12 protein-coding genes are annotated in these 15679 nt (G+C 71.8%); 4 read left to right on the top strand and 8 right to left on the bottom strand.

The genetic code is table 11. From position 1 onward, the window contains the following. Positions 1-178: 178 nt before the first annotated feature. From QFZ64_RS03615 to QFZ64_RS03630, 4 genes are all read right to left on the bottom strand, one after another. Positions 179-1480: a helix-turn-helix domain-containing protein gene (locus QFZ64_RS03615; protein ID WP_307062224.1), complete on the bottom strand. Its 1302-nt coding sequence runs from the start codon at positions 1478-1480 to the stop codon at positions 179-181. A gap of 194 nt (positions 1481-1674) precedes the next feature. Then, a complete protein-coding gene (locus QFZ64_RS03620; protein WP_307062226.1) occupies positions 1675-1851 on the bottom strand; it encodes a hypothetical protein in 177 nt (58 codons plus the stop codon). A gap of 300 nt (positions 1852-2151) precedes the next feature. After that, a complete protein-coding gene (locus QFZ64_RS03625) occupies positions 2152-2301 on the bottom strand; it encodes a hypothetical protein (protein ID WP_307062228.1) in 150 nt (49 codons plus the stop codon). A gap of 214 nt (positions 2302-2515) precedes the next feature. Beyond that, positions 2516-5578 carry a BTAD domain-containing putative transcriptional regulator gene (locus QFZ64_RS03630; protein ID WP_307062230.1) on the bottom strand — a complete coding sequence of 1021 codons (3063 nt, stop codon included), beginning with the start codon at positions 5576-5578 and terminating at the stop codon, positions 2516-2518. Positions 5579-6008: 430 nt separating this feature from the next. Here QFZ64_RS03630 and QFZ64_RS03635 point away from each other — a divergent pair, with 430 nt between their 5' ends. Then, the gene (locus QFZ64_RS03635; RefSeq protein ID WP_307062232.1) at positions 6009-6386 is read left to right on the top strand and encodes a nuclear transport factor 2 family protein; all 378 of its coding nucleotides are present in this window, start codon (positions 6009-6011) and stop codon (positions 6384-6386) included. A gap of 1112 nt (positions 6387-7498) precedes the next feature. Next, positions 7499-8554: a helix-turn-helix transcriptional regulator gene (locus QFZ64_RS03640; RefSeq protein WP_307062234.1), complete on the top strand. Its 1056-nt coding sequence runs from the start codon at positions 7499-7501 to the stop codon at positions 8552-8554. Positions 8555-8692: 138 nt separating this feature from the next. On the opposite strand, the gene QFZ64_RS03645 is transcribed toward QFZ64_RS03640, so the two are convergent. Both QFZ64_RS03645 and QFZ64_RS03650 read right to left on the bottom strand, forming a co-directional pair. Continuing rightward, on the bottom strand, positions 8693-8869 hold the full coding sequence (locus tag QFZ64_RS03645; protein ID WP_307062236.1) for a hypothetical protein: 177 nt from the start codon (positions 8867-8869) through the stop codon (positions 8693-8695). Positions 8870-9277: 408 nt separating this feature from the next. Continuing rightward, positions 9278-10987, bottom strand: a complete 1710-nt coding sequence (locus tag QFZ64_RS03650) for a carbamoyltransferase C-terminal domain-containing protein (RefSeq protein WP_307062238.1) — start codon at positions 10985-10987, stop codon at positions 9278-9280. Between the two features lie 251 nt (positions 10988-11238). Between QFZ64_RS03650 and QFZ64_RS03655 the strand changes: the two genes are divergently transcribed. Both QFZ64_RS03655 and QFZ64_RS03660 read left to right on the top strand, forming a co-directional pair. Continuing rightward, the gene (locus QFZ64_RS03655; protein ID WP_307062240.1) at positions 11239-12129 is read left to right on the top strand and encodes a GNAT family N-acetyltransferase; all 891 of its coding nucleotides are present in this window, start codon (positions 11239-11241) and stop codon (positions 12127-12129) included. A 12-nt stretch (positions 12130-12141) separates the two neighbouring features. After that, the gene (locus QFZ64_RS03660; protein ID WP_307062243.1) at positions 12142-13848 is read left to right on the top strand and encodes a CocE/NonD family hydrolase; all 1707 of its coding nucleotides are present in this window, start codon (positions 12142-12144) and stop codon (positions 13846-13848) included. On the opposite strand, the gene QFZ64_RS03665 is transcribed toward QFZ64_RS03660, so the two are convergent. Beyond that, complete coding sequence (locus tag QFZ64_RS03665; protein WP_307062245.1) at positions 13833-14903, bottom strand: glycosyltransferase family 2 protein; 1071 nt, start codon at positions 14901-14903, stop codon at positions 13833-13835. The genes QFZ64_RS03660 and QFZ64_RS03665 overlap by 16 nt on opposite strands. Further along, positions 14900-15661, bottom strand: a complete 762-nt coding sequence (locus QFZ64_RS03670; RefSeq protein ID WP_307062247.1) for a class I SAM-dependent methyltransferase — start codon at positions 15659-15661, stop codon at positions 14900-14902. The genes QFZ64_RS03665 and QFZ64_RS03670 overlap by 4 nt, the downstream gene beginning before the upstream one ends. Between the last annotated feature and the right edge of the window lie 18 nt (positions 15662-15679).

Below are 15679 nucleotides of genomic sequence, written 5' to 3' on the forward strand. Positions count from 1 at the left end.
TACGGGGGTGCCGGCGGACCTCGGTCCGCCGGCACCCCCGTACCGCGCCCGACCATCACAGCTACGACTCCGTGGACTTCTTCGTGAGCCCCGGTGCCCGGCCCGAGCCGGACCGACGAGTGGCCGTGGACTGTGACCCGCCGGATGCCACCGGCGGGTCACAGTCCACGGCCACTCGTCAGCTCTCGCCCACCGCCACCGTGTGGACGCGGTCCTCGGGCGCGACGCGGTGCACCACCGTCGCGCCCCAGCGCCGGGGGTCTCGGCGCGCCTCGGGGTACAGATGGCGGACGTGGTTGAGCACCGAGAAACGGGGCTCCTCACCGCCGGGGCTCTCCGGCCGTACCAGGCCGTACGTCACCAGGGTGAAGACGATGACGGCGGCCTCGGCACCGGAGGTCCCGACGGCCTTGGCCGCTTCGGCCACCGACCAGCTGCGGTGGTCGCGGGCGACGGTGGCGAGGAAGGACACCCCTGCCGGGCTGAGCCGGCCCAGGGTGCGGCGCAGGCGGACCATCAGGTGGCGTGAGGGTTCGGCGGTCATGGGCGGCGCGGTCAGGGCGAACGGGCTGCGTTTCACTTCGTCCAGCAGCTCCGCCAACGCCCGCACCACAGTCCAGCGGCCGGCGAACTCCAGCGCCCGGGGCAGTCCGTCGAGGCTCCGGCACAGTTCGGCGACGACCGCCGCATCAAAGTCGTCGAGCCGGAACAGGGGGTTGCCTGCGCGGATGTGCTCGCACAGCAGTCGTACGGACGGCACCTGGGCCAACAGTTCCGGGACCGACTCGGCGCCAGGGGCGGGCACCGGCAGCGGGGCGAGGCGCAGGATCTGCTCGCCGGACACCCCGCACGGCGCACAGGCGGTGACCAGGATGCGCAGCTGCGGGTGGGCGCGTATCAACGCGCCGAGCCGGTCGGCGCCGTCCGCGGGCTCGACGTCGTCCAGCACCAGGACGGTCGTCTCCCGCGGTAGACGGTCTGCCAGTTCATCAACCGGTATCCCCTCGCCGCGCGCCCGCCACAGCGCCCGGGTGCCGTTGGCCGCGGCCCGGCGCACGGCCTCGGCGGCCAGGTGTGACTTCCCGACTCCTCCTACGCCGACGACGGACACCAGCCGTCCGCCCGGTCGTACCAACAGGTCGATGAGGGCGGTGAGTTCGGCGTCCCGGCCGATCAGCGGCCCCCGGGCGAGCCACGGCACGGGGACGCAGTCGTATTCATCGCGGTGGTCGGCGGTGCCGGGCCGGCGCCGGACCGCGTCCAGCAGTGCCTCACGCTGGGCGGAGCCGAGCCGCAGTCCGTCTGCCAGCAGCCGGACCGTGTCCGGCCGGGGGGACAGGACCTTGCCCTGCTCCAGGTTGCGTATGGCGCGCACGCTCACGGTGGTGAGGTCCGCGAGTTGCCGCTGGGTGAGTCCGGCACGCTGGCGGTGGTCCCTCAGTCGGAGGCCGAGGTCCTGCCGAGTTCGGATGTCGTTCATGACTTGCTCCGGTGGGCCGTTACGAGGTGCTGGTGGAGCCGGTGGGCGGGACGCCGTCCGAACTGGTCGCCCGGTGCCGTTACCCGGTGTCGTGCGGAACATCGCCGGTGGCTGCCGGGTGCTCCCCGGACGCGGCCGGGGCGGGGCACTCGCGGTGTCTTCCGCGTCGGCGCCCGCCCCCGGCCGTCGCGTCGTCAGCTCCAGGGGTTGGTGTCGTCCGTGGAGGAGCCGTCGTCGGCCAGTACGCTCACCGTCCGCTGCGGGTGCGTCGCGGTCTCGGCCGCTACCGCGCCCAGGAGGACGGCGGCCGCGGTGATGATGACGACGGTGGCCCTCACGGGCTTCACGACCGGTGCGAGACTGCTGTTCATGGTGGTTTCCTTCCTCTCCTCCAGCTTTCTGCCGGGCTTCTGGAAGGAAAGTTAGGGAGCGCTGCAATCACGCCACTTTGCCGCCGCTATCCCTCGTGGATAGCCGCCGTGGCCTGCGGGTTCTCGCTTCCGCAGCTATCAGGCCGGGGTTCTCGGCGGCCGCGTGGGAGGGTACGGCAGCCTGTGCGGCGTACGTCGCCTCCCGGACCTGCGTTCCCCTCACGGCGGCTCGCCGGCTTTTCACCGGGGGTTCCGGTCGATCGCCAGTGCGGACGCCGTGGTGGATTCACGAGCCGCGCGTCAGAGCCCCGGCGACCACACGGACGGCAGCCGCGGTCCGGAGCGGCCGCCGGTGGCGTAGCACTGGCGGCGCGGCCAGTCGACGATCGTGGCCTGTTCCGGCACAAGGGCCCGCAGCGGGTCCTCGGTGGCCTTCGGGGCATTGCGCACGGAGGGCCGGGGCCTGGCCGGAGCAGGGCGTCGGGAACCGGGCCAGTTCGCTCTTCCGGCCGACGAAGAGGCGCGGGGATGTCTCTTCTCGGCCGCGGGCGGGAGCGTCGGGGTCCGGCCGCCGGGGCGCCCGAGCGCTGTACGGGTTCATGTGATGACCGGTACCTCTGGTCAGGACCCCTTCCTGGGCACGCGTACGGCTACGGAGTCCGCGTCATCGGCTCTCGGCGGCGCCGTCGGTGGTTATCCGAGCGAGCAGTCCGGTGGCCCGGCCTTCCTCCTCGGCCATGCCGAGCCGGCCGAACACCTCCAGAGCGTCGGTGAGCAGCACGCCGGCCTTCGCGGTGTCGTCGTCGCGCAGGGACAGGTCGGCGAGGTCCACGCGTACGGAGGCGGCGCCGCCCTGGTCGAGGATGTCCTCACGCACGGAGAGGGCTCGGGCGAAGTACGAGGCGGCCTCGGTGAGTTCGCCGAGGCGGACGTGGACCCGGCCGAGATCGTGGAGGATGTACCCCTCACCGATCACGTCGCCGTCGTCCCGGACCATGGTGAGACTTTCGGTGAGCGCCTTGCGGGCGTCGGCGGGCTGCCCCCGGTACAGGTGCATCTGACCCGCGCGCTGCAGCACCCGGGCCTGCCCACCGAGGTATCCGACGTCGCGCCAGATCTCCAGCGCCTCGTCGAGTTCGGCCTCCACCCGGCGGACGTCGCCGCGCCGCAGCAGGATGACCGAGTGCTGGACGAGGACGGAGGCACGGGCCCAGGGGTCGTCGTCACCGAAGTCACGTTCTGCCCGCTCGAACAGCTCCGTCGCGGCGGTGTCGTGGCCGGCCAGCCGTTCCAGCAGGCCGAGGTCGCGGCGGCACAGCCCGAGGCCCTTGGTGTGCCCGAGTTCCTCGAAGAGTCCGACGGCGGTGGTCAGCGACCGACGGGCCTCGGGCAGGTTACGGCGGTTCAGGTGCAGTGAGCCCAGCGAGGCGAGCAGGGCGGCCTGGCCGAGCAGGTTGCCGCTGCGGCGTACCGCGGTCAACGCCTTGCGGTGAGTACGGGCCCAGTGGTCGAGATAGCCGCGGGCCTCGTAGAACGGGGCGAGGTTGACGGCGAGTTCCCAGGCGTAGCCGTCCTCGCCCCCCTGGGCGAGGCTCTCCACGGTCAGGCTGAGGTTCTCGCGCTCGGTGTCGAGCCATTCCAGGGGACGGCCGAGGACGGTCTCGACATGGTCGGCCGGCGGGTTCCAGCGGACGGCGGGCCCCTCGATGTAGCGGGTGCCGAGGACCCGCTCCTGCGCCTCGCCGACCAGCGTGAGCCAGGCGCCGCCCACCCGGCGGGTCGCGGACCGCCGCTCGGTCTCGTCCGATTCGGCGGCCAGCCGGTCCCGGGCGAACAGCCGGATGATGTCGTGGAAGCCGTAGCGCAGTTCCCCGGTGGCGTCGACGCCGGCGACGTCCAGCATCTGTACGTCGACCAGGGATTCCATGAGGTCGGACGGGTAAGGGTAGGCGTCCGGCACGTCGAGCAGGGCGCCACCGATCCAGCTGGGGAAGGTGGAGCCCTTGGTGAGGCTGAGCAGCCGCAGCAGGGTGCGGTCCCTCTCGGCCAGTCCGTCGTAGGTGAGGGCGAGACTGGCCCGCACGGTCATCTCGCCGTGGGTCAGTTCGTCCAGACGGCGGCGTTCGTCCGCGAGCCGCTGCACCATCGAGGCGAGCGGCCAGTGCGGGCGGGCGGCCAGCCGGGCGGCGATGATGCGCAGGGCCAGCGGCAGCCCGCCGACAGCGGCGGCCAGCGCCCTGGCGGCCTCGGGTTCGCCGCGGACCCGGTCGGCACCGACAACGTTGCCGATGAGTTCGAGTGAACGCTGTTCATCGAGTATGTCCAGAGTGACCCGGTGGGCTCCGGGGAGAGCGGTCAGCCGGGCCCTGGTCGTGACGAGCACTCCGCAGGAGTGGCCGCCGGGCAGCAGCGGAAAAATCTGCTCCTCACCGACGGCGTCGTCCAGGACGACCAGAATGCGCCGGTCGGCGAGCATGCTGCGGTAGATCTCGCTCCGCTCCTCCAGGGAGTCCGGGATGGCGGGACCGGGCAGCCCCAGGGCGCGCAGGAACCGGCCGAGGATCTCACGGGGGTCGACGGGATCGGCCCGGCCACCGCGCAGCTGGCAGTAGAGCTGACCGTCGGGAAAGTGGGACTCGGCGAGCCGGTGCGCGACCCGGGCCGCGAAGGTGCTCTTGCCGATGCCGGAGCGGCCGGTGACGACCACGATGCCTGGAGCCCCTACCCGCGAGGTGTTCGTGAGGACGCCCTCGACGTCGGCGACGAGTTGCTGGTGACCGACGAAGTCCGCGGTATCTACCGGGAGTTGGCGTGGAACGACTGCGTTGGCCTGCGTGCGGGCGTCCTCGTCCGCGGCAGCGTCGGGCTCGAGGTCCGTAGCGGGGGCGCCCTGCGCCGGCTCGGCACTGGGCAGGTGAATGCCGGCCGTGTGCACCAGCCGCAGGGAGGGGTCCTCCGTCAGGACGGCCTGTTCCAGTCGGCGCAGGTCCTCGCCGGGCTGGAGGCCCAGTTCGTCCATCAGCAGTGTGCGGCCCTGCCGGTAGGACTCAAGGGCCTCTGCCTGCCGGCCGGAGCGGTACAGGGCGAGCATCAACTGCCCGCGGAAACGTTCCCGTAAGGGATTCTCCCCCACCAGCCGGGCTATCTCGGCGGTCAGTTGGTGATGGCGACCGAGCGCGAGCTCGAGCTCGATGAAGGACTCGGTGGCCGCGAGGCGTTCCTCGTCGATGTGTTCGGCGATCCGGGCGAGCTCGTCGCTGGGGACGCCGTTCAGGCAGGGGCCGCACCACAGGCTGACCGCCGCGCGCATCAGGGCGGCAGCCTCGGCGGTGCGGCCCCCGCCGCCGAGCGCGGCGGCCTCGACGACGTTGCGCCGGAAGACGTTCAGGTCGAGCGCCGCGTCGTCGATCTGGAGGACGTAGCCGGGTGACCGGGTCTCGATGGTGGCCTCGACGCCGGCGGCGGCCAGGGTCTTGCGCAACCTGGACACACAGATCTGCACCTGGGTGCGGGCTGTCTCCGGGGGGTCCTCGGCCCACAGCAGTCGGATGAGGTGGTCCCGGTTCTGGAGCCGTCCGCTCTCCAGGAGCAGGGCGGCGAGGACGACCTGCTGTCTGCCCGCCGTGACCGGCACCGCGCGTTGACCGTCGAACACCTTCAGCTCGCCCAGCACTTGAAAGGTGAATCCCACTGCCCGCTCACGCGGCTCCAGGTGCACTCCGGCCATGAACCCTCCCCATCACATACGGCAGGCCACAGCTCGCCTGACCGCCAAGTCTACGGCCCGAACTCAGCTGCCCACCGTCCCGAGGGGTAGCTGAACAGCGGTGACCAGGGGGTGGACCAGGGCCCTGATCGGGGGTGTGACACGACCCGCCCGACACCGCCCGGGCCGCCACCGGAGCGCCCGCCGCGGCGTCCCGGGGCGGCCGGTGGTGGCCACCCTTCCGAGCGACGGGTGACCAGGTCACCGGGGCGGGATAACGCGGTGATAGCGGCGGGACAGCGACTGGCCGGACGATCGCCTGGTGGAAGCCGTCGGCGCGGCCAGGCCCGTCCACCGAGAGCGAGAGGTCAGTCATCCAGTGATGAACAACGACAGATTCCGTATGTCCCCAACCGATTCGAAGGTGATGGCAGCCGGTGTGAAACATGCGATGCTCACTTATCACTACCTGGACATCGGGGACATCGACGGGTACGCCTCCCTGACGGAGCAGAACGTGACACTGGACCACCCCGGCGCGCCCCCGTACCGGGGCCGGGACGCGGTGCTCAGCGCGCAGGCGGCGCAGGCGACCCTGCTCAGGCGGCACGAGTTGGACACCGTCGTGGCCGACGAGGGCCGTGTGGTGGTTCTCGGCCGGGTGGTGCGCCAGGCGCCGGGCGCTGTCCGAGGGGCGGCGTACGGCGTGGACTTCGCGGACGTGTTCACCCTGTCCGGGCAGACCCTGGTCCGGGCGTGCCGACGCTACTACTACGCTCCCCCGTCGAGCGGCCTGTCGGCCCACCCGGAACACCCCCCGGCGGAGTGATTCCCCTGCCGGTGCCCGGCTGCCGGCGGTCCAGGCGACCGCCGGCAGCACACGCGTGGCGAAGGGGCCGGGGCGGGACGGCCGTGGTGACCGGTTCGCCGACGGCGCCACGGTCCGAGCCGTACCGCTTCCGGATCCGACGCGCCCGCGGAACAGCCGCCGGGCACCCGTGTTCCGCTGCTGGACCGCTCTCCGCACGGCCGGCGGGGAGTCACGGGGACATACGGGGGAGCGCACGGAACAGAGGCGCCGGGGCGCTCGAGCCCGGTTCGCGCCACGGCCCGGACCGCGAAGGAGCCGGCGGTCTCCGCCGTGCGGCGGAGGACTCCCCATGCCACACCTTCCGCGGGCCCCGTCTTCGGCTGTCGCCGCGGACGTGAACCCTCCGCGACTTTCTGCGTCCTTCAGCTTAGGGTCGATCCGGATCAGAGGACAGTCACGCGATCGCGTGACACAAGGCCGGCGGGGAAGCGGCGCCCCGGACCTGGAAGGCGCCACGACAGGCTGAGCGCAGGCGGGCGAGGTCAACCGGGACCGACTCCGGTGGCGTGCCGCGGCGAACCTCGATGTGGCCGAATTCAGCTCAGCGAAACGAATACCCGTCGGGACCGCACCCGCCGCGGCCCGCTCCAGTCCCATGGTCCAGGAAAGAGATCTTGCAGGGGATTACCTGGCAGGCGTGGGGCAAGAAGATCGTCGAACGACAAGATCCGGGGCACGCTCGGCGAAAAGTATATTCGGACTCATCATCACATCCCGCCACCATCGCCATCTTCTCCCCGGCTTCGCGCCGGACCGGCGACATTCGGAGAACTCGCACCGGAGCGTCCGGCGGCACGAGGAACGGCTGCCGCATGCCACCACTGGCGCATTCGGCCGGTGTTCACCGTGTCGACTTCGACGCCGGCCGATTCACGGTCGGTCACTTCCCGGCCCTTGGCGGGCATCTCCGCAAGGAGGATCCACGCCCGCAGGGAGCAGCCGCCGGAGATCATCGAGTGACAACGATGCCTCTACACGCATAGACCCGTGTGTGGAAGATCACTCAACCTCGGAAAGAACCACACCCGGTCGACCCTGGATTCCGCCCTGGCTATGCAAATACTGAACGAATGAACGAGCAGAAAAGTTCACCGAGGTCCGCCTCCATCGACGAGGACGACATCCTCGTCTACGGATGGATTGTCGACGGAGGCACAGGTCAGGCCGAACAGGCGGCCTCGGAGCTCGGACTCCCCCGGGAAAGAGCAACTGCCGCACTGAGGCGGCTGGCCGTCCTCGGTCTTGTGAGGTTCGTGCGGAACGCACCGCACGAGGTGGCGGCCGTGAACCCGGACGCGGTGGCAGCCACGCTGACCGCGCCGTTACGGGCCGCCATCCGGCACCAGGAGGAACAACTCGATCTGATTCACGGGAAGATAGACCGCTTACGCGATCACTTCTTCACCGGCCGCACCGGGAACCGCGACGTCACTGTCGAGGTGATCCCCACGCTCCAGGAAGTCAGGGCCGCCCTGAACCGGGCGTCGAGCGAGTGCCGGGAGGAAGTGGTCAGCAGTCAGCCCGGCGGCAGCGGGCGGGTCCCGGAGGCGATGGAGGAGGCCCTGGGCCGCGACCACGCCCTGCTCTCCAGGAACGTGCGCATGCGCACCCTCTACCACCACACGGCCCGGTTCAACGCCCCCAGCCAGGCGTACGTGGCGGCGGCGACGGCGCTCGGCGCCGAGTACCGGACCTCGCACGAACCCATAGGGCGCGTCATCATCTACGACAAGAACCTTGCCTTCCTCCCCGAGCGGACCGGCAGTTGGGGAGCGGTCGCGGTGCGCGAACCCACCATCGTGGGCTACCTGCACTCAATCTTCGAACAGCACTGGATCCGGGCGACCCCGTTCTCCGATGCCGCCCAGGACGGCCTGGAACGGGTGGCCAAGGAGATCCACCAGACCATCGTGCACCTGCTCGCCGCCGGACTGAAGGACGAGTCGATAGCCCGCCGCCTCGGCATGTCGCTGCGCACCGCCCGCCGGCACATAGCCGACATCATGGAGGAGCTCGGCGCCGACAGCCGCTTCCAGGCGGGAGTGCTCGCCGCCCGCGCCCGGCTGACGGAGCGATCGCCGACCGGTGACATCGGGAACAGCGACCTGCGCGACCCGGCCCGGTAGGCCACGGCCACGGCCGCGACCGTGGCACGTGCCGACTCGGCAGCTCCTGTACGGCGGTCCTCGCCGCAGCCCGCAGCCCGCAGCCCGCGTCACGTGTCGCGTGTCGCGTGTCGCGTGTCGCCGGTGTGCTCGGGGCTTTCACCGCTCGTGTCCAGCAGTCGCCGGACCTGAGTCACGTCCACGCAGCGGCCCGCCGGCCGGCCCGTCCACCCCGTCGGCGGCGACCTCGCACGCGGCCCGCACGGCGCGCCGGTCCGTCTCGCCGCCGGTCAGCCGCGGCAGGGCATCCAGGACGACGAGTCCGGCGGGCAGCAAGCGCCTCCGGGACCTCGTCCACCGACCGCCGCCCGGGCCACCGCCGGGTCGAAGAGGGCGGGGCCCCGGCCCTCGTGGCGCTCCCGGGCGCCCCGCAGGGCCGGCAGCCGCTGCTCGCGTCCGCCGAGCCGCACACGGTGACCGCGGATCCCCGCCTGATCGTCGTCGCGGCCCTTGGAGTACCTGCGGCCGTCCGGTAGCCGAGCACCCCGGCTCTCGGGTCCGGAAGGCGCGCGTCCTGTCGATCATCGCCGTCGCGGTGAACCGCCGCCGTGTACAGGTACACCGGACCGGCCCGGGAAGGGCCACGGACGGCGGCCGGGGCAAGCGGACCTGCCGAGGTGTCGGAAGACGCCGGCACGAAGGTGCCCGGCCCGCAGGACGGTCGGGTGCGTGCGCCATCGGTGTTCAGCCGGTGCGGCGGATCAGGAACGGGCCGAGGGCCAGCGCGTCCAGGGGGCTGCGGGCGAAGGTGGCGAGAGCGTCGGCGGGGGTCCACACGACCGGCTCGTCGCGGCCGTTGAACGAGGTGTTGAGCACGACGGCGTGTCCGGTGTGCTCGGCGACCCGGCCCAGCAACCGGTGGTAGAGCGGGGCGTCCTCGGCGGTGACGGTCTGCGGGCGGGTGGTGCCGTCGACGTGGATCACGGCGGGCATCGCGGCCCGCCCCGCGTCGGGCACGGGGGTGGTGACGATCATGTAGGGCAGCGGTGTGCCGTCACCGAGCAGAGCGGGGGCCTCCTCCAGCCGCATGCTCGGCGCGAACGGCCGCCACCACTCCCGGTCCTTGACCGTGAGGTTGATACGGTCCCGTTTGGCCACCGGGAACGGCGCGGTCACGATGGAGCGGTGGCCCAGGGCCCGGGGACCGCCCTCGCCGCGTCCCTGGTGCCAGCCGACGATCTGGCCGCGGCCCAGCAGCCCGGCCACCGTGTCGGCTATGTCCTCGTGCTCGGTGTGGCGGACGCCCTGCTTGTGCAGCACCCGGCGAACGGCGTCGGCGTCCCACTGCTCGCCCCAGGCGAGGGTGCCGGTCATCGGCGTGATGGCCTCGCCGTGCTGGGCGGCCACCCAGCCGGCCGCGCCGAGGCTGACGCCCTGGTCGCCGGCGAGCGGCTGCACGAACAGGTCGCGTACCTCGGGCAGCCGGGCGAGCTTGCCGTTGAGGGTGGCGTTGAAGCCGACACCGCCGGCGACCAGCAGGGTGTCCTGGCCGGTCTCGCGCAGCAGCCGGCGGGCCATGGCGACCACCGAGCGCTCCACGGCCTCCTGGGCGGTGGCCGCGAGGTCCCGGTACTCGTAGGGGTCGCGTTCCGTGCGCCGGACGTAGCGTCCGCTCCCCCGGTCGTAGTGGCGGCTGGTGCGGTTGGGCGGCAGCGCGCTGGTCTTCTCCAGGTGGGCGAGCCACAGCCGGAGGGTGTCCGCCTCCTCGTCGGTGCTGCCGGTGGACAGCAGGGTGCGCGACACCGGTCCGACGGCGTAGCCGTCGTCGAGGAAGCGCAGGCCGCCGCCGAAGGTCAGGTCGCCGGGGGTGCCGTAGGGGGCGAGGCCCATGGTCTTGCCGGCGGCGTCGGCGCCGAGGCCCGCGTACTGGCAGACGGCGGCGTAGAAGTATCCGAGGGACCAGCCGGGCGGGACGGACTCCAGGACCTTGAGTTCCCCGTCGGCGGCCGAGGCGAGCGTGGCGCTCTCGCACTCGCCCTGGCCGTCGAGGACCAGGACAGCGCCCTGGTCGCGGCCGGAGAAGTAGTACGCGCTGGCCGCGTGGGCGGTGTGGTGCGGGACGAAGACCAGCTCGGGGTCGCGGCCGCGGGGGAAGTACGCGCGCGGGAAGAGGAAGTCCAGAGCCCGCGCGCTGTCGGGGAACCAGTCCAGGCCGCGCCGGGTGAGCAGCGAGGGCATGTCCCAGCCGTGGGCGATGACGTCGATGTCCTCCAGGGTGAGACCGCCCTCCTGAAGGCAGAAGGCGGCGGCGTGCAGCGGGGCCTCGCCGTAGCCGTGCTTGTGCCGGGTGAAGCGTTCCTCCTCGGCGAACGCGACCACCTTCCCGTCGACCAGGAGGCAGGCGGACCCGTCGTGGCTCGCGCCCGGCCAGCCATTCACACCAAGAATTCGCATGGCAAGTCATTCCCTTCGTACGGACCGTGGGCCCAGTAATTGACGGACGACGACCTGTGCGCTAGAAATTAGCAGCGATACCGCGCCGAAGAAATAGGCGTCGGCCTCTTTCCTTCTCCGATGCCACACCGGGCGGAAACCCGCCGGTCAGCTCGTTCGACTCTCAGCCGTCACCCGCTTTTCTGCATGCCTCGAAAACCGCTGGACATCTCTGATTTCCACGCGCGAGAAACCAGAAGAAAGGGCACGCCATGCTTCGTCTGATCATGCATCCGGAAAGCACCGCCGACGATACGGACGAGGCCGACGTCCCGGCCGAGGACTTCCACCAGAGCGCCGGCCGATACCGGCTGCTGTCGGGGCGCGGCGATCCCGTACGGCTGCTGCGTGCGGGCCGCCCGGGCGGCCGGTGGGCCGCGACGCTGTTGGAGGACGGCGGTCAGGACGGCTGGTTCATGTGGAAGGGACCGGCCGGACACCCGGACCCAGAACTGCTGTCCGCCCTGCTCACGGGCATCGCCCAGCTCGGCTCGGCCACCCTGGTGTTGCTCCCGGAATGGGACTACCCCGAGGTCCTGGCAGCAGCCGGGTACCGGCCCGGCCCGCCCTACGCCACCGCTCTCGTACCCACCGGCGGCGGCGACGAGGCGATCCTCGCCCGTATGCGCCCAAGCACCCGCAGCCGGGTGCGCCGGGCGCTGCGCAGCGGACTGGAATTCGTCGACGATCCCGGCCGGATCGACGAGTTCTACGATTTCTATGCACCGGCGATGATCCGCGCTGATTCACCCGACCTCGCCCCCCTCGACCTGCTGCACGATCTGCTGGAGCATTCGTCGGTCCACCTCTTCACCGCGCTGCACGAGGATCGAGTGGCGGCGGGTTCCATATGTTTCCGCAACCGGAATTCGCTGGAGGCCCGCTTCGTGGCCACACATCCGGACCACCGCGTCGACGGCTCGATGAATCTCGTGCATTTCGAGACCATCAGGCGGGCGGCCGCCGAGGGACTGGAGCATTTCGACCTGAGTGGCATATCCACCGGTGAGGCGGACGAGAAGACGGCCGGGATCAACCGGTTCAAGCTCGGGTTCGGCGGCGAGGTCCTGCACTACCCCACCTACACCCGGTCCGCCGGCTGAGAGGAGATGCCCGTGCGACTCGTGATCGAACGCGACGTGCCGGTGCCCATGAGCGACGGCGTGGTGCTCCGGACGGACGTGTACCGCCCGGACACCTCCCGCCCGCTGCCGGCTCTCCTGCAGCGGACCCCGTACGGCAAGGGGCCCTCGGCCGGGGGTCGCTCCCTGGACTGGATGCGGCTGGTGGAGGGCGGTTACTGCCTCGTGGTCCAGGACGTGCGTGGCCGGTACGCCTCCGACGGTGTCTTCCGGCCGTTCGCCGACGACGCCGCGGACGGCCGGGACACCGTCGGGTGGGCCGCAGGCCAGGACTGGTGCGACGGAACCGTCGGCATGATCGGGCGGTCCTACGAGGGTCTCGCGCAATGGCACGCGGCGGCAGCCGCCCCGCCCGCGCTGCGGGCCCTCGCCCCGCACGTGGCCACTGCCGACCCCCGCGAGGGCTGGACGTACCTGGGCGGCGCCTTCCAGCTCGGGTTCTGTCTGCACTGGGTGCTCGGCGACCTGCTGCACGGACAGGTCGAGCGGGCCGGCGGCACCACCGCGGACGTCCGCGCGGTGGCCGAGGCGCTGGACGGCATCGACGAACTCTACCGGGCGCCCTGGCGGGCACTGCCCCTGCTGGACCGGCTCGCGCCCTACTACCGCGAGTGGCTGGAGCACCCCGGCCCCGGCGCCTACTGGCGCGGGCTGACCGCCGCCCCGGACAGGGAACGTCCCCCGGCGCTGGTGGTCGGCGGCTGGTACGACATCTTCCTGCCGGGCAGCCTGCGCATCCCTTCGCCCCGGTCCGGCGACCGCCTGCTGATCGGCCCCTGGTCGCACTGCGTGACCGGCGGCGTGTTCCCCGAGCGGCGTTACGGACTCGCCGCCGACGAGGCGGAGTTCGACATGACAGCAGCCCATCTCGCCTTCTTCGACAGGCACCTCAAGGGCGTGGGGGAGGAAGCCGGGCTCCCGGTGGAGGTGTTCGCGAGCGGGGCGGACAGTTGGGTCGCCCCCAACGGTCCGCCCGGCGCGGACAGCGTCCCGCTCGCACTGCACCTGGACAGCGACGGCGACGCCCGTACCCGGCACGGCTCGGGCGCGCTGCGCCCCGGCCCGCCGTGCCGGGAGGTCACGGACATCTACCACTACGCTCCCCGCGACCCCGTCCCGACCGCCGGCGGGGCCACCTGCATGACCGGCATGCTTGTCGGCGCCGACTGCGGCCCCCTGGATCAGCGCGCGGTGGAGGACCGCCCGGACGTGCTCTGCTACACCGGCCCCGGGCTGGACGCGCCCCTCGTGGTGTCCGGACGGGTGGTCGCCGAGTTGTACGTCTCCTCGTCCGCTCCGGACACCGACTTCACCGCCAAGCTGGTCGACGTGCATCCGGACGGCCGCGCGGAGATCCTCTGCGACGGCATCGTCCGGACCGGGCACCGAGCCCGGCTGGACGGAGTGCGGCCGCCGCTCCCGGACACGGTGCACGCGCTGCCCGTGGAGGCGGGGACCGTCGTGCACGTCTTCCGGCCCGGCCACCGGGTCCGGCTGGAGGTCTCCAGCAGCAACTTCCCGCGTTTCGACCCCAATCCCAACACCGGCGGAACCCCGCTGACCCTGGCGGACGCCCCGGTGGTCACGGCCGTCAACCGGGTCCATCACGGACCGGGCCGGCCTTCGCGGCTGCTGCTCCCGGTCCGTCCCGGCCTCCCGGACGCTCACGACGCCGCCTGAGACGACGGTTCGGGTTTCGGGTCGCTGTCGGGCCGGAGCACGGTGAGGTCGCTGAGCCGCACGATCCGCCGCCCGGCCCGAAGGTGCGCTCGGCGCAGTCGCTCGCGCTGGGCGGGCGTCAGCTCGGCGCAGTGCTGCGGGATCGCGCGCAGCATCCGGGCGCGGGCGGCGGTCGCCGGATAGCGGGGCCGCACGCCGTAGGGGTCGCGCGCCAGGTGATAGAGGGTGCCGGTGTGGAAGGCCGCCTTGAGCAGGGCGTAGTAGGCGGCGGCTCCGATCCCCTTGTGCCGGGCGCATCCGACGAGCGTGCGAGACGCCTCGTACAGCCGCCACAGCACGGGTACGGCGGGGGTGGTGAAGACACCGGTCTCCTGGGCGATGCCCTCGCCGACGCCGTAGCGGAAGTAGCTGCGCATGTTCTGGAGGCCGACCTGGGCGTCGTGGAAGATGCGGGCCTCGGGGACGTGCCGGACGGGGATGCCGGCCAGCTGGAGCCGGAAGTCGAACTCCCGGTCCTCGCACCAGTGGATCAGGCCGTCGAAGTGGTAGCCGCCGATGTGCTCGACGATCGCCCGGTCGTAGATGAGCGGCGGAGACAGGGCGCTGACGTACTCGCCCTCGTCGTACTCGCGCACCCGGGCGGTGAGCCGGCTCATCAGGCTGCCCGACTCGCCGTACACGACCTGGCCCTTGACCACCGGGTCGGTGGCGGCGGCCGCGGCCATCATGCGGACCACGCCGGGGGCGAAGGTGCAGTCGGAGTCCATCAGCAGCAGATAGCGTCCACCCGCCGCCTCGGCGCCCGCGTTGTAGGCGGCGCCGAGGTTGCCCGCGTCGGGTATCTCGGTGACGGTCAGCGGCCTCGGGTGCTCGCGCAGCACCCGGCGGATCTCGTCGGTGGCGCCGTTGAGCGCCAGCACTATCTCCACGTCCTCGTCGACGGAGTCGATGCAGTCCAGGATGCGCAGGTCGTCGCGGAGCGCGATGACCACGCTGGTGCTTGCCAGCACCCGTTCGGTGCGATCCCCGTCCGGGGTGGCCTCGTCGGCGGTCATGCCCGCGCCCCGGTGTCCGGGACGCCCCGCTCGTCCTTGCGCAGCACGTAGACATGGGTGGTGTGGCCGGGGGTGAAGCCGTCGCCGTCGATGTCGCGGACCCGGACGGTGCGCAGTCCGGCGGTCCGGCCCAGCTCCTCCATGGTGAACGGGTCGACGACGTACTGCACATGGGTCTCGCGCCAGAGCAGGCCCTCTGCTCCGTAGAGGGAGAGCACCGAGCGGCTGCGGGCCAGTACGGGATCCCAGCGGTGGGTGCGGTGGAGCCGGACGCCGTCGCGGGTCTCCTCGTGCTCCAGGTTCCGCCAGTCCTCCTGGAGGACTTTGCGGGAGGAGTAGTCGAAGACCAGGTGGCCACCGGGGCGCAGGGCGACGGCCGCGTTGCCCAGGCACTCGGCGAGGTCGGCGGCGGTCAGGTAGTTGAGGGCGTCGAACCCGGAGACCACGAAGTCGAAGGAGTCGGGCTCGGCGGTGAAGCGAGCCATGTCGCCGACGATGCGCAGCTCGGGCGGGATGCCGCCGTGCTCCAGCATGGCCGCCGAGCGGTCCAGCGAGGTGACCTCGCCCTGCGGTATCAGGTCGGCCAGTACCCGGCTGCCCATGCCGGTGCCGGCGCCGAGGTCGAGGATGCGAACGGGGCCGGGGGCGGCCAGCTTGGTCAGTTCGGCCCCGATGCCCAGGCGCCAGGTGTCCTTGGCCATGGCGCCCTCGAACAGTTCGTAGGTGTCGGACCAGTGGTCGTACGCGGTGGTGGTCATCGGCGTTCCCTTGTCGGA

Origin of the sequence: Streptomyces sp. B3I8 (assembly GCF_030816915.1) — a bacterium.
Classification (GTDB): Bacteria; Actinomycetota; Actinomycetes; order Streptomycetales; family Streptomycetaceae; genus Streptomyces.